The following is a 13,344-nucleotide window of genomic DNA, read 5'->3' on the forward strand; positions in this document are numbered from 1 at the left end:
GTCGGCGTTGTGGAGTAGCGTTGTGCGTAAGCGGCCCATCATGCGATCCGGCCCAGGCGGCGATGTCTCGCGCTCCCGCGTCGTTGCGCGCACGCCCGGGCCGGATTTGGTCGATGATCCTTTCCCTGCTCCGATTCCCCCATGCTTAGCGAAGAGCGCCGTGCGGCCGCCGTCCGGCTCGGACTGGGTGTATGAGGTCAAGTGGGATGGGTACCGGCTCTTTATCGAGCGGCACCCCGATGGTCGCCTCGTCCTCAGGACGCGGGGTGGATTCGATTGGACTGATCGCTTCCCCGGGATTCTCGCGGCCGCCGGTAACATTCCCGCCGAGACCTTCATCATGGACGGCGAAGCCGTTGTCCTGAACGATCAAGGGGTCTCGGATTTTTCCGCTCTTCAAAGCGCCGCCCGCCGGCGCTCAAGTGGGGTGGTCCTCTTCTACGGCTTCGATCTGCTCTATTGCGACGGCACGGATCTGCGGCACCTTCCGCTTGTGGAGCGGCGCGCAGCCCTTGTGGAGATCATTGGTGATGATCCTCATCTACGGATGAGCGAAACCGTCGAGGCAGATGGCGCCGCGTTCCTGGCTGCTGCCTGCGAAATGAAACTGGAGGGCATTATCGCGAAGCGTGCCCGCGCGCCCTATCGCTCGGGCCGCGGCGGCGAGTGGCTGAAAATCAAATGCTTCCAGACCGCGAGCTTCCTCGTGATCGGATACAAATCGTCCCGTTCGTCGTTGGGTGGCCTCGCCCGGCTCTATCTCGCTGCACGCGAAGGCGATGGGCTGCGCTATGTAGGCACCGTCGGTACTGGGTTCTCGGAACGCTCCGCCGCTGCGATCTTGCAGCGCCTGCGGACGCTGAAGCGGTCGGAGGCGGTGGCGCAGGTCGATAGCGGAAAGGCGACTTGGGTGAGGCCGGAGACGGTTGCCGAGGTCTCCTTCCTCGGCGTGACGGGTGGAGGAAAGCTCCGGCACGCCTCGTTCAAGCGCCTTCAAGAGGCCGATAGCGGAGAGGTCGAGATTGCTGACCTCTCCGCCTAAGCATCAGGGTGTCGGAGCCTGAAGCTCAGCTTCGGGGGCAGGCTCTCCATCCTTGACGCCGGCGCGATACGCCCAGCCCACCATGTCGTAGACCTTGTCGAAGCCGTGCCCGGTCTTCTCCGAGACGCACCAGTCCTTCAGCGAATCCGGTGGGATTGTGATGGGGCTCGAATTGGTGATGGTGTAGCCGGAGCCCCAGACGAAATCATGAAGGCCGAGCTGGCCGGCAACTGTCCTCATCTTTCCGCTGTCGCGAATGGTCGCCGGCTCGATGACGAGCGGAAGGCTCCAGTCTCGTTCGATGAACTGCTTGAGCGGAACCGAAATCGTGAGCGACGGGACGCCGCCATAGGAGCTCTCGCCGAGGATGAGAAAGAGATCTTCCTTCGAGACCAGCTCCGGCTTGTCAGGATCGGTCGTCCAGGTCGCATCCCGCCACGAGGCGGCGCGGGCCTCTTCTTCCGCGCGCCGGTAGTCGCTCCAGCTTTCATCGAATCCGGCCTGGGTGAGATCGATCCCCTTGTCCTCTCGGACAAAGTCGACGAAGGCGTCGCGGTCCACGTTTGCCATGACGAAGAGCGGGATGAGGCGCTCGTCCAGGATGACGGTCTCCGCGCTGCAGACGCGATCCACGGCCTTGATCATCACGTCTTCGGGCGACAGCCCATTCATCCCGGGGACGTAGGTGAGCCGGACGTGATCGTTCTTGCCGATCGCGTCGAGCGGCACGGAGGTGTCCTTCGCGGCGAGCTCCTCTTCCAGGACCTCATCCATCCGGGCCCAGATCGCATCGCGAATGGCGGACGACTTCTCCCGGCGAACGCCGCGCAGGCCATCGACCAGGTCATCGACGAGCTCCTCGATCGCCGGGTCGCCACGCGCTTCTTCGGCAGCATGGTCAACGGCGCTCGGATGCTCGAAGCTGGCACGGATGTGATCCTCGACAGCGTCACGGCCGCCGAGGATGAAAGCCTGGGCGCACTTCTCCAACCAATCGCTGGAGGGCTCGCCGTCATTGTCGAAGACGTCACGCGCATATTTCTCGACGGTCTGGCCGATCAGCTCTCGAACCGCCTTGTTATCGAGCGCCTGGCTGACGGCCTCGCTGAGGCTCGCGCCCTTGCGGATGTCGATCTCCGCCTCGATGTCACCGGTGGTCAGCTGGAACGCCATGATGATCTCCTTGTCGGTCGACCATCGTTCGAGACCACGCATGGAACAATGGCCTGGATAGCGAGACTGAAGGATCGATGGACGCAAACCTTCGCCGGGGCGACCATAGGCGTGACAGCAAAGGAGTCGTACGCCATGTCCGAGAGTTCGAGCGAGCCCCGCGTCAAGCACGGACCGAGCATCGGGACATTCTATGAGAAGCCGATCCCGGAATGGATTGAGGCCGACAGGGTGCGCTACGATTTCGACCGTGTCGCTATCATCGATGGTGATGGCACGATGGATATGGATCAGCTCGCCAGCGGCGAGACCGTCATCGCACCGGGGCTGATCTACGTCCGGCAGGGCGCTGCGCCGGTGGTCGCGTAGCGAGGAGACGACGAAGATGGTGGACGGTGTCGAGATCACCTGGATCGGCGGCAATTGCCCGGTCCAGTCGGAAGGGACGGTCGACGGCCTTCCCTACTATTTCAGGGCGCGCGGCATGCACTGGGCGCTGGAGATCGAGGAGGCGCCCGGCTCACCCTGGCGTCATGAGGAGCCCTACGGGGCCGGCCCGTTCGACGCCGGATGGATGCCCGAGGAGGAAGCACTCGGTTTCATCGAGAAAGCGGTTGGTCTGTTTCGCGCTCGTGGCTCCGGGGGCGCGCGGAGCGGAGCCGACACGGAACAGTAGCGCCGCGCCGGCTCCGGTAATCACATGCCGGGACGCATCTCGTTCTGGCGACGCGTGATGGTTCGAGCCTCCTTGAGCAAGACGGAAAGCATTCGTGGCGAGGAGGGGTAGCTGCCCTGCGGAACTGGGAGGCGCCCCTCGTACTGGCGCAGCTCGTTCAACTTCTGGACGAATGCCATCGTGCTGTTGACGCCGAACTCGTGCGAGAGAGCCTCCGGCCACTCGGCGGCCGGCAGCGGGGCATACGGCGGCTCCAAGAACAGATCCGGACGCTGGCGAAAGCGTACGCGCTCGGGATCTGCGAGAGGGCGATCACGAAGCTGCTTTGGCTCGGGCGGAACAGGAGCCTGCGGCGGGGGCGTCAAAGGCGCCGCTTCAGCAACCGCCTTGGGCAGTTTGCAAATGCGATAGTCGATCGCCGTCTTCAGAAGGTCGAGGATTTCTCGAACCGCGCCGGGCGTGAGGTCAGAGCCGACATCGGTCTTCGTCCGCAGCTCGCGTGAAAGCTTCGTGTGAAGCTCGTCCTTGGCATTGGGCTTGCCGTTCATCTGCTCGTTGGCAGCCACACGCATCGCTTCCAGGAAGACGTCCGCAGAGTAGCCGGTCTGCTCTTCCAGCTGGTCGACCTGGCTGGCGAGATGGATCCGATGCTCGGCCAGGTCATCGATCATCTCCAGTCCGAGCGCTGCATGCTTATCGTCTCGCAGCAGCGCGATATGCATATCGACAGCCATGTCGAAATGTTCGAGGCCCTTCATGCGATGCCAGTAGGCGGTGTTCACCAGATCCGCGACGAGACGGAAGGCGTTCTTCCCTGCATCGCTCAGGCCGTCGAAACCGACGCTCTTGCCATCCAGGCTGTTGCTCGCGAAGAGCATCCCGGCGTTCCGGATGAAGAGCAGTTCATTCGGCTCGCGGTAGCGGCCGCCGATCCCGTCGAAAAGGGTCTTCTTCCACTCACGAGCGCGCGTCAGCTCGCCGTTGCTCCCTACCGCTTGAGGTGTCAGGTGAACGGTTAGGTTGCCACGCCTCGACAGCTCTGCCGTTGCAAGTAGGCGCCGCGACGGGAGGCGATCAAGCTCGCGAACGCTCATCTCCACCGGGTCGGCGTGCCGGCGATAATCTTCCAGATAGCGGTCGGCGTTGCGCTTCTTGCCGAAGAGCGAATCCTCGCAGTCGACAATAGTCAAGGCCAGCTTGTCGGCGTAGGCTTCGTCAGGCCCGCCAACCAGCGCCTCGATCGCCTTGTCGGCCTCGTTGAGCATGACGCGGAAGTTCTCGTGCTCGTTGATGCCGCGGCAGCGGGTCTGACCATCAATTTTCTGGTCGGGGGCTTTCCAAACCTGGCTCATAGGTCGTCCTGCGAAATTGGATCTCCCAATTTTGCTAGGGGTGACCGATGAAAGGTACAAAGACCGCAGTTCTGTTCTACCGTCGCCGGAAGGGTGCGATCGTTTCACCATCGGCTTCGGGAGCCGTCAGTCCCGCATGTTCGAGCATACTGGCAAGTTGGTCCGGACGGTCGACCTGGAGAAGCTGCATGGCAGCGTCCATACCAATCTCGCCGTCAACAAAGGCAGCGGCGGGGTCCGCGATGATCGATTCGGAGTCCAGGGACATGGCGCAGTGCTCGATGAGGTGGAGTACCTTATCCCGATCGCGGTCCGGCGTGAATCCTTATCGTCGGAAGCCGAGGCCGGGAACCTCTTCCTCAGCAAGCATATCCTCGGCCACGACACGCGCGGCACGGGCCATCCTTACGGCGTCGAAGCGCGGCCCTCCAACATTTCCGAGTTCTTGCGCGTACGCCACGGACGCTTCCAGCAGGCTCGTAGAGATGACAGCCATGACGCGAGCCGGCGACTTGCCGTCGGCTCCTGTCGCACGGGCATAGCGAACTGTCGCGGCCTCGATGTCGAGGGCGAGTTGCGCCAAGGCGGCCTCCTCGACCGCATCACAGCCCACGGCGAGATGGGCATGAGGGCTCGGCTGCACCGGGGTATCGACGCGGCGAGGATGTGGACGCGCCGGACCGGATACGAGACGAAGATGTCCGCGGGTCCGTGATCTTGACGTCTTGCCAGGTGCCGGCTTCATCGTCTCTCCTTCGCGCAACGAGCGCAGCGGACGGAGGAATGTTCAAGGAATATATCGCCATTCCTTGCAATCCGGAAACGCTCACGTGCCGCGTAGCGGTATGATCACCGTTCAAGTGCCCGCCAGGTCGGCGATCGGCGCGGCCGAAGTTGGTGCGCTCGGCAAGACTCGAACTTGCAAGGGACCTGTTCCTGAGACAGGCGCGTCTACCATTTTCGCCACGAGCGCATTAGTGGTGCGGGCAGCAGGGCTCGAACCTGCACGGCTTGAAGCCACCGGATTTTGAATCCGGCGCGTTCTACCAGTTTCGCCATGCCCGCGAAGAGAAAAGGGATGGTGCGGCCGGGGAGACTCGAACTCCCAGGGATCTTTCGATCGCGCGCCCTCAACGCGCTGCGTCTACCAGTTTCGCCACGTCCGCATTTGCACCTCGGCGAATACGCTGCTCGCCGATCATCGTTGGCGGACAGGGCGAGATTTGAACTCGCGGAGGAGCTTATTCAGCCCCTCGGTGGGGTTCGAAGCCACCGCCTTAAGCCACTCAGCCACCTGTCCGTACCTGCTTTCTGCCCGCCTGGTGGGAGCCAAGGCTCGACCTACCAAGCGGGCGTCGAAACTCGTTTTCCAGGATGGCGGAGCAGGTGAGATTCGAACTCACGGTGGGCTCTCGCCCACGGCGGTTTTCAAGGCCGCTGTCTTAAGCCACTCGACCACTGCTCCGATTCCCATCCCCTTGAGATGGACCCAAGGGGCATTCCTTGATGTGATTGGAGGAGAGCGGGGGGTTCGAACCCCCGAAAGGCTTTCGCCTTTAGCCGATTTCCAACCAGCCGCAATAAACCACTCTGCCAGCTCTCCGTCCGTGATCCTCGATGCACGAGGAATTCCGATTCAATCTTTTGCGCGCGCGCAGAGAGGGAGGGATTCGAACCCCCGCTAGACTCTCGCCTAGGCCTGTTTTCGAAACAGGCGTCTTCAGCCACTCGACCACCTCTCCAAGCGCGCAAACTTTCCAGGTCGCCAGCAACAGGGAGCGAGGTGATGCTCTACCTGTTGCTGGCCCTCATGGGTGGGAAGCTCCGGGTTTCAAACCCGGCAGACTGCCTTGTGGCCTTCAGGACCGCAGCGGTCACGGCGGCTTCCAAGGCCGCTGCCTCCAAATCTCGGCTGCCGGCGCAGCGCGATTTCAAGTCGCGTCCACCAGCAGCCTTGCCGAAGCTCTGGATTTCAAGTCCAGGGGGCATGCCAGCTTTCGAGGCAGGGCTTCCCGACGGCTTTCAAGGCCGCCGCTATCGGCAAATCACGGGGGTACAATTCGGACCGAAGACCGACCGCCTCAGAGCCCGGGCAAATGCGAGTTCAAGTCGCTTGCCCGGGCTCACGGCCGCTACAGGAAGCTCCGGATTTCAAGTCCGGGTGCGAGCGAGCAAATTTCGAGTCTGTCGCTGCCATGGCGGCTTTCCGAGCCGCTGCTCCTGCAAGGTCTCCAAATCGGCGGGGGCAACCCGGAGTTCAGGTCCGGTGGGCGCTGCCGGCGTTCTGGGCCGGTGCTACCAGACGGCTTTCAAGGCCGCATGCCTCCGCTGGCGAAGAGGATCCAGGCTTCCGACCTGGAGGGCTGGTCTGCAGCTTTCTGAGCTGCACTTGGCCGACGGCTTTCAAGGCCGCCCCCTTCGTTTGGTCCAGGAAGCCCGGTTCCCCCGGTTGATCGCGCTCCGACTTTCTGAGCCGGTGCGAACTGACGGTTTTCGAAACCGCCTTCCTGGTTCGAGGAAGAGAGCCCGGGAGAACCAGGTTGGCTGCCGGCGGCCTTCCGAGCCGCTGCCTGCCGTCTCTTCCTATCTCGTTGGCGCCGAAGCGCGCCCTCAGCATGCACGGAGCGCTTCTGCGCTCAACGTGATCTGAAGATATCTGGTGGATGATGGAAGGATTCGAACCCCATACCTTTCAAAGGAGCTGATTTACAGTCAGCCGCGGGCTCCCAGTCCCGACGTTCATCATCCGAAGGACCAATCCTTCAAAAAACTCGGCGGCGGTCGGCGCGAGATTTGAACTCGCGGCGGACGGTGACGCCCGCTGCTGCTTAGCACGCAGCTGGTTTAAGCCTCTCACCCAGCCGACCTTCCGATTGAGGATCGCGGCACGCCCTGGAGGGGGCAGCACAACGCCTCAGCTTGGGCTTTCGCCCAACATGAGCGCACCGGTGTGGCGACCGATGCGCGAGCTAAATTGTCAAACAGCGGTGGGTCAGCGATGACCCGAAAATGAAAAAGGCGAAGCCCCCGATCGGTGTCCGACGGGGGCTTCGCCTTGATCTTCAGTCTGTTGGGAGTTTGGGGCCTCAGGGGCTCCCGTCATCCGCACAGTTTCGACCATGCCCCGTCGCGCTGTCCGAATAGGACAACGAGGAGAGTGAAAGACTGGACGACGACAGGCGAGCGGCAGCGATCGTGCGCTGGGCACGAGGCTTGAAGCCGTCCTTGCTGTCGAAGTGCGTAGCCATCGAACTCACTCATCTCGTCCGGGATTGGACGATCCGCATATCGTTGAAAGCCCCCATCGCTGTCAACAGGGGGGAGCAATCCATGTAGATGAAGGATTGAGATTGGTTAATTGGATCGAAATTCCTTGTCGCGCCCAAGCGGTTTTCCTCGGTTCGCGCTGCGTTTCAAGTCCTTTTGGGCCATCGCGTGTGTTTGAATCGGCCGATGCGCTGGTGGGCAGTGCGTGACATGCCGTTGCTTCATCCCGACGATCGGGAGAGGATCGTTTGGTGATTTGCCGCGTTGAGCCGGCAAGTTTTTTGCTCGAACCTGCGACTCAGGCCTCAGATGTTCACGCCTCCCCGTTTTCCTCGCACACAGCACCTCCGCGGCAGTAAGGCCGCGAAAGGCGAAGGCGCGCGTGACCAGGTTTCGGTCACGAGCCTTCGCGGAGGCGATCTGGTTTTCGAGGAAAAGCTCGATGGCGGCGAGATCGGGATCTACCAGGAGGAGGGCAATCTACTGCTTCGGCATCGAGGCACGGTGCTCGGTGGTCATTCTCGCGAGCCGCAGTTCGACCTCCTGAAGGTCTGGGCCGCGGTTCATGACGGCTGGCTGCGGGACCTCGTTGGCGAGCGCTACGTCATCTACTGCGAATGGTTGCACAGGGTTCACTGTGCCTATTACGACCTGCTCCCGCATTTTTTGTTCGAATTCGACGTGTTCGACCGCGAAACCGGCCGCTACCTCGCGACCGATGAGCGCCACGCCCTTCTGGACGGAGCCCCTATGCCGTCCGTCCCGGTTGTCCATCGTGGGCATCTGAAATCCGATGCTGACGTCCCGGACCTCCTGGGGCAGAGCCTCTTCAAGAGCGATGACTGGCAAAGGAGTTTGGCTCAGCAATGCGTCGCGGCCGGCGTGGCTGCGTCCGACGCCGCCACCTGGGTCGATATGACCAGCCTTCCTGAAGGCCTCTATGTAAAGCACGAGGTCGATGGTTGCGTCGTTGGGCGCTATAAATGGATCCGCGCCGACTTTCTGGCGACCATCACCTCAGGTGCGCATTGGTCACAGCGGCCAGCGCTTGAGAACGGTCTCGCTCCCGGCGTCGACATTCTGGCTGCGCCGTATTCCGGCACCGCACTTCGAGGATAGCTTCGTGACGATCTCGTTGAAACAGTCGGGCTTCGAGGAGCTCGTCCAGCTCCTCGACCGGCCGGTGGGATCGGCGCTTGCCTGGGATGCGATCGCAGCTCGGGTGCCGTGGCAAGCTGAGATGGCCGCGTCGTCCCAGGACCCTGTCTATCATGCCGAGGGCGACGTCTGGACGCATACGGTGATGGTCGTCGAAGCCCTTCGTCAGGATCCCGCGCTATGGGAGCTATCGGATTTCGACCGGCAGGCGCTCCTCGTCACCGCGCTGTTGCATGACGTCGCCAAGCCCGAAACTCGCCTCGAGGAGTTCTCAGCCGAACTCGGAAGGGTCAAGGTGTCCAATCCGCATCACGCCCTGAAGGGCGCACGGGCGGCCTGGTCATTCCTCTGGAAGGTCGGAGCCGACGTTGAGCTGCGGGAGCGGGTCTTCGCCCTCGTGGCCTGGCACCAGCGCGTCTTTCATGTGCTGAGCAAGCCCGAGCCGCGCGATGAGTTCATCACCTTCTCGCATCTGGCCACTTGGCGGGACCTCGTCATGCTCGCGCAGGCGGACAATCGCGGCAGGATTAGTCCCAACACCGAAGAGACCGCCGTTGAGCTCGAATGCGTCCGCCTCGCGGCCGAGGAATTCGGCTGTTTGGAGACCCCTTGGGCGTTCAGCAATGACGAAGCGCGGGTCATCTTCTGCCGGGAGACCGGCAAGTCGCCCTTCTACGAGCCGCGGCCGCCGGCGGGAAGCCGGGTGTTCGTGTTGAGCGGCATCCCCGGCTCCGGCAAGAACACCTACGCGGCGAAGGCCTTTCCTGGCCTTCCGCAGGTGTCGTTCGATGATCTGCGCGAGGACGAGGATGATCCTGGCCGTGTGCTGCAGCTCGGTTATGAGCTGGCACGCGAGCATCTGCGGAAGAAGCAAGCCTTCGTCTGGAACGCCACAAACACCAACAAGCTGATGCGCGATCGCATCATCGCGCTTGCTCGCAGCTACGACGCTCATATCGAGGTCCATGCGCTCGATACGCCCTACGCGACGGTGCTAAAGCAGAACCGATCGCGCGAGGCGCAGGTGCCGGAGGAGGTGGTCGAGCGCTTTATCGACAGGTGGCAGCCTCCGACCCCGCTCGAAGCGCACCAGGTGTTCTGGGTCTCGCCGGACCACACTCTTCGACCGGCCTTCGTCAATCTTGGGGCAGCTAACGCGCCAGCGCCGGGGGCGCCTTAAGGTCCCCTGGTCGGCGAGGTTCGGATTCGCCCGCGCCGAGAAGACGTTCAAGTCGCAGCGTCCCTCCCGGCACCGCGCGGGCCTTGAAACCAGCTTCGTCGCCATAGGCGGGGTAGAGCACGATTGAGTTCGGGAGCTCCCCGCGGAGCCAGAAGCCGTGCGTCGCGCAAAGATCGCTGAGCTCGGCCAGGAATACTCTCAACCGTTCCTCGTGCTCGCGGGCCTGTGGCAGATCGTCGAACAGCTCGCATAGGTGCGCGCTGGCGCGCTCGATCATCTTCTCAGTGGTATCGGGCACCTCTGCCAGGAGAGCGGCCTCCGTCGTCGGTACCAGCCGAAGCGGGCCCATCCCGGCATATGGTCGACGGAATTCAAGCTCTTCGACGATACCACGGATATCGCGCAGCTCACCAGCGGCGGTTCTCACGCCGGCGTGGATCAGTCGCCCTTCCTCTGTCCGCAGGATGACAAGCTCGGCGTCGGTTGCCCGGGCCAAGGCGATTGCCAGAGGGACGCAATGACCATGGAGATAGCCATTCTCGTAGTAGCCGGCGAGGATGCTGCGATCCTCTTCAGAAAGCGGAACGATCTCGATCTGAGCAGGCTTGCGCGGCATAACAGGGCCCGTTCGGTACAGAAAGATGCCCAGATGTGGGACTGGGCGGTTGTCGATTGCAACCTCGGAGCCCAATCTTCGGTGGACGCCCCGACTGGCGCGTGAACATCGGGAGCTCGATTTGAACAAGCGGATCGTCAGCCTGCCGGCTGCTTATCGGGCCCAGGTCATCCCTCCCCGACACCGGAATCCGCATCCTGCGATGTTCCGTGAGAACGTCACGGTGGCGATTCCAGAATTGACATCGATCGAGGCTCGTCTTGGTGTCGAATGGATCCAGAATAGCCTGAAGACGCGCTATAACGTCGAAGGTCCCGCTCCGCGGATCGTCTCTCGTTTTCACGATGGCCGGCACTATGGCGCCGTTCTGCAAGGGGACGGCACCCCGCTGCGTGTCGAGGACTTCCTCTCGGACATCGAACGTCCGAAGCACTCGAATGGTGCGATCGGCGAGCGCCGGTGGCGCCGATCCGACTATCCGGCAGTGCCCGGCCTGGACGTGCGGGCGCGCTTCTATCGCGACAATGCTCTTTCCCTCGAAACCATCTTGGAAGCTGGCAAGTTCGGGCGCATCGCCTCTTCCAATCGCGAAGAAGACCTGGCCGCTGGTCAAGCCGCCCTGGCGAAAGGCCTGATTTTCGTCGACGACTGTGTCTGGAGTACCGAAACGGCTGACGAGATGTGGTGGGGCGTTCATCGCTCGGCTGAGGCGATCGAGTTGATGGTGGGCTATCGCCAGGAGATGTTGAGCTACTGCTCTCCGTTCCGCCTTGACCGCTGGGATGAAGCGCACACCTTCGCAACCCGGGTCGCGGAGCAATCCGGCCTTCCGCTGCGCCAAACCGAGGACCAGGTGATCATCCACACACCGGCTTCGATCGTGCGCGATGACCTTGTGATGCTCGCTGAGCAGATCACAGCCGGCGCCGGGCTTTCTGTCACCAATGGGCAGCGTGGTTGGCCTGAAGAGGTCTCGGAGGCCCGGCATGGACTGCTCCAGCTTCGCTCCACAGGCAAAGGCGATCGGGATCGCTCATGGGCGGGCCAGGTGATCCAATATGCCGCGACATTGCGGGTAGGACTTCTCTCGGTCGCGGACCACGACGGCCTGGCTAGCGACACGCTTCGCGGCATCGATCTCGGGATGCTCCGTTGGGAGCTGATGGAGAAGGGACGCCACGCGGATATCGAGGCTGTTATGGTGTCGGAAGCCGATCTGGCAGCCCTGTCGCTCTAGGTTTGCAACTTTCAACGTCGCGCCGCAGCTTCGCGAGAGCATTTCCAGGAGCATGCCATGGCCGAGTGGTTCACCAACGAGGACGGTAACCCGCAGATCTCCCATGAGGATGGGACATTCCGGATCGTGCCCGTTCCCGCCTACGGCAAGCGTATCCCTCCGGGTTTCGTGGTCGAGGAGCTCAACACCCGCTATCGCTTCGCCGATCCGAACTGGGAGCGCAACGGCACTCGTCACGACTCCGTCGCCATCGCGAAAAACGACGTCGCCTCGATCTTCGCCCACCGCAAGGAGCTGAAAGGCTTCAACCGGCAGGAGCGCTCATTCGGTCGAGGACGAGGACGCTCGACGCCCTGGGGCAAGGCAGACAGCTGCACGACCTATGCCCGCGGCGTCCAGGCCTATGGCACCCCGAGCCATGGCGGCTTTCTGCTGTCGAAGAGCGCCAATGACCAAGTCCACCCCGCGTGGCGCAACGAAAAGGGCGCCTACGAGGAGGATAGCGAGGCAAACATCGTCGTCATCACCTTCCCGGCGCTGTTCACCCGCCGCGAGCAGGAGATGGCGCGTCGCGCTGCGATGAACGGTGATCCCCACCGCTTCATGGCTGCGACCGGCATGGATGTTCCTCATGAGGCTTCGAGGAAGCTTCGCGAGGAGGCATTTCTGGAAATTCACAAGGGCTGCTGGATGGTGGTCTCGGCTTCGGGGCGTGACGACGGCATGGTCGCAGTCATCGCCACGGTTGACGGCATCCGTGAGCCCAATGCCGAGCGCCGGACGTTCCTTGTTCCCGCCGACGACTACGTGATGACCGAGGGCCATTTCGTCGTCGACCTCACGCGGCACGCCGAACTGGAGACCGAGCCCACCTTCAAGCCTTGACGGTGGATGGGCAAGCGCCGGTTCTTGCTGGGACATCAAGGATGGCCTACGCAATCCTTGATGAGCTTTCCAGTGGTTGGTGAGACGATGATCGACGCGCCCGGGCCCCAGGCTCTTCAGCAGCCGGCTCCTTCCCCGGACATCCCTGCCCTGATCGAGCTGCTGCGTCCCTTCGCAGAGAGCGTTTCGGCCGGTTCCGGGACAGCCTCGGTGAACCACGACTTTCTTCTGCGCGCCAGCAAGCTCTATCACGAGCTCCAGTCGCTGCCCAAGATGCTCCATCTTAAGCGCCAATCCACCTATGTCTGTCTCGGCAACGCGAAGCTGCAGCTCGCCTCGCCGACGTCTCCCGACGGATCCCGCCCCGCCTTTGAGGGCAGCAGCTTCACCATCTATCGCGCCGACGAGGATGGCTCTCTCCACGCGCGCTATCAGGATGAATTCGAGGACGGGCGCTTCGTTCGTCGACCCGATATGGAAGGCTCTCGCGATGCGGGCTGAGGCGATGACGGACCGCGAGTTCCTCAGCTACTGCCGAGGCATGGCCGAGACACCGCGATGCGGCTTTGTCCCCGAGCAGATTGCGCGCCTTTACCGCCTCGCCGGCCACAGTGCTCTTGCCGACCGATGGAGCGAGCAGCCGAATGGTGTCTGCAACATGGATCGCTGGGCTATCCGCGACGCGGTGAAGCAAGCCGAGGAGCGTCTGGTCGAGACACCGAAAACGACTGCTGAGATCCTTCAGTTTCCGCGCTAGG

13 protein-coding genes and 9 tRNA genes are annotated in these 13,344 nt (G+C 62.6%); 10 read left to right on the top strand and 12 right to left on the bottom strand.

Translation table 11 applies throughout. The features are described 5' to 3' along the window. Positions 1-40 precede the first annotated feature (40 nt). Positions 41-1,042, top strand: a complete 1,002-nt coding sequence (gene ligD / locus OCUBac02_RS23990) for a non-homologous end-joining DNA ligase (protein WP_280528874.1) — start codon at positions 41-43, stop codon at positions 1,040-1,042. 3 nt (positions 1,043-1,045) lie between these two features. Here ligD and OCUBac02_RS23995 read toward each other — a convergent pair whose 3' ends face one another. Further along, positions 1,046-2,215, bottom strand: coding sequence for a hypothetical protein (locus OCUBac02_RS23995; RefSeq protein ID WP_173049983.1), 1,170 nt, complete (start codon positions 2,213-2,215; stop codon positions 1,046-1,048). 135 nt (positions 2,216-2,350) lie between these two features. Here OCUBac02_RS23995 and OCUBac02_RS24000 point away from each other — a divergent pair, with 135 nt between their 5' ends. Together OCUBac02_RS24000 and OCUBac02_RS24005 are read left to right on the top strand one after the other, a co-directional pair. Further along, positions 2,351-2,584, top strand: coding sequence for a hypothetical protein (locus OCUBac02_RS24000; protein WP_173049985.1), 234 nt, complete (start codon positions 2,351-2,353; stop codon positions 2,582-2,584). Between the two features lie 16 nt (positions 2,585-2,600). Continuing rightward, positions 2,601-2,891: a hypothetical protein gene (locus tag OCUBac02_RS24005; protein ID WP_173049987.1), complete on the top strand. Its 291-nt coding sequence runs from the start codon at positions 2,601-2,603 to the stop codon at positions 2,889-2,891. A gap of 20 nt (positions 2,892-2,911) precedes the next feature. On the opposite strand, the gene OCUBac02_RS24010 is transcribed toward OCUBac02_RS24005, so the two are convergent. Next, entirely contained in the window at positions 2,912-4,243 is a 1,332-nt protein-coding gene (locus OCUBac02_RS24010) for a hypothetical protein (RefSeq protein WP_173049989.1), read from the bottom strand. 136 nt (positions 4,244-4,379) lie between these two features. Between OCUBac02_RS24010 and OCUBac02_RS24015 the strand changes: the two genes are divergently transcribed. Next, positions 4,380-4,958 carry a hypothetical protein gene (locus OCUBac02_RS24015; RefSeq protein WP_173049991.1) on the top strand — a complete coding sequence of 193 codons (579 nt, stop codon included), beginning with the start codon at positions 4,380-4,382 and terminating at the stop codon, positions 4,956-4,958. Positions 4,959-5,138: 180 nt separating this feature from the next. Here the strand turns inward: OCUBac02_RS24015 and OCUBac02_RS24020 are convergent. The 9 genes from OCUBac02_RS24020 to OCUBac02_RS24060 all read right to left on the bottom strand — a co-directional run bounded on the left by OCUBac02_RS24020 (position 5,139) and on the right by OCUBac02_RS24060 (position 7,110). Next, positions 5,139-5,216: transfer RNA gene (locus tag OCUBac02_RS24020), tRNA-Leu, on the bottom strand. Positions 5,217-5,221: 5 nt separating this feature from the next. After that, positions 5,222-5,308, bottom strand: a tRNA-Leu gene (locus OCUBac02_RS24025). Between the two features lie 14 nt (positions 5,309-5,322). Further along, positions 5,323-5,409: transfer RNA gene (locus tag OCUBac02_RS24030), tRNA-Leu, on the bottom strand. A 39-nt stretch (positions 5,410-5,448) separates the two neighbouring features. Then, positions 5,449-5,543 (bottom strand) — tRNA-Ser (locus OCUBac02_RS24035). A 75-nt stretch (positions 5,544-5,618) separates the two neighbouring features. After that, positions 5,619-5,708: transfer RNA gene (locus OCUBac02_RS24040), tRNA-Ser, on the bottom strand. A 48-nt stretch (positions 5,709-5,756) separates the two neighbouring features. Then, a tRNA-Ser gene (locus OCUBac02_RS24045) sits at positions 5,757-5,846 on the bottom strand. Between the two features lie 52 nt (positions 5,847-5,898). Further along, a tRNA-Ser gene (locus OCUBac02_RS24050) sits at positions 5,899-5,985 on the bottom strand. A gap of 915 nt (positions 5,986-6,900) precedes the next feature. Continuing rightward, positions 6,901-6,991: transfer RNA gene (locus OCUBac02_RS24055), tRNA-Tyr, on the bottom strand. A 30-nt stretch (positions 6,992-7,021) separates the two neighbouring features. Beyond that, positions 7,022-7,110: transfer RNA gene (locus OCUBac02_RS24060), tRNA-Ser, on the bottom strand. 709 nt (positions 7,111-7,819) lie between these two features. Between OCUBac02_RS24060 and OCUBac02_RS27400 the strand changes: the two genes are divergently transcribed. Both OCUBac02_RS27400 and OCUBac02_RS27405 read left to right on the top strand, forming a co-directional pair. Further along, the gene (locus tag OCUBac02_RS27400) at positions 7,820-8,629 is read left to right on the top strand and encodes an RNA ligase family protein (RefSeq protein ID WP_244639320.1); all 810 of its coding nucleotides are present in this window, start codon (positions 7,820-7,822) and stop codon (positions 8,627-8,629) included. A 535-nt stretch (positions 8,630-9,164) separates the two neighbouring features. Next, a complete protein-coding gene (locus tag OCUBac02_RS27405; protein ID WP_244639341.1) occupies positions 9,165-9,848 on the top strand; it encodes an AAA family ATPase in 684 nt (227 codons plus the stop codon). On the opposite strand, the gene OCUBac02_RS24070 is transcribed toward OCUBac02_RS27405, so the two are convergent. Further along, positions 9,820-10,464: a hypothetical protein gene (locus tag OCUBac02_RS24070; protein WP_173049994.1), complete on the bottom strand. Its 645-nt coding sequence runs from the start codon at positions 10,462-10,464 to the stop codon at positions 9,820-9,822. The two genes, OCUBac02_RS27405 and OCUBac02_RS24070, sit on opposite strands and share 29 nt — an antisense overlap. A gap of 121 nt (positions 10,465-10,585) precedes the next feature. Here OCUBac02_RS24070 and OCUBac02_RS24075 point away from each other — a divergent pair, with 121 nt between their 5' ends. The 4 genes from OCUBac02_RS24075 to OCUBac02_RS24090 are packed head-to-tail and all read left to right on the top strand — an operon-like array spanning position 10,586 to position 13,343. Further along, positions 10,586-11,701 carry a hypothetical protein gene (locus OCUBac02_RS24075; protein WP_173049996.1) on the top strand — a complete coding sequence of 372 codons (1,116 nt, stop codon included), beginning with the start codon at positions 10,586-10,588 and terminating at the stop codon, positions 11,699-11,701. Between the two features lie 57 nt (positions 11,702-11,758). Further along, on the top strand, positions 11,759-12,586 hold the full coding sequence (locus OCUBac02_RS24080) for a DUF7007 domain-containing protein (RefSeq protein ID WP_173049998.1): 828 nt from the start codon (positions 11,759-11,761) through the stop codon (positions 12,584-12,586). Positions 12,587-12,592: 6 nt separating this feature from the next. Further along, entirely contained in the window at positions 12,593-13,087 is a 495-nt protein-coding gene (locus tag OCUBac02_RS24085) for a hypothetical protein (protein ID WP_173050000.1), read from the top strand. Between the two features lie 4 nt (positions 13,088-13,091). Next, positions 13,092-13,343 (top strand): hypothetical protein, encoded by a 252-nt coding sequence (locus tag OCUBac02_RS24090; protein ID WP_173050002.1) that lies wholly within the window; start codon positions 13,092-13,094, stop codon positions 13,341-13,343. Position 13,344: the final 1 nt, after the last annotated feature.

This window comes from Bosea sp. ANAM02 (genome assembly GCF_011764485.1).
Lineage (GTDB): Bacteria > Pseudomonadota > Alphaproteobacteria > Rhizobiales > Beijerinckiaceae > Allobosea.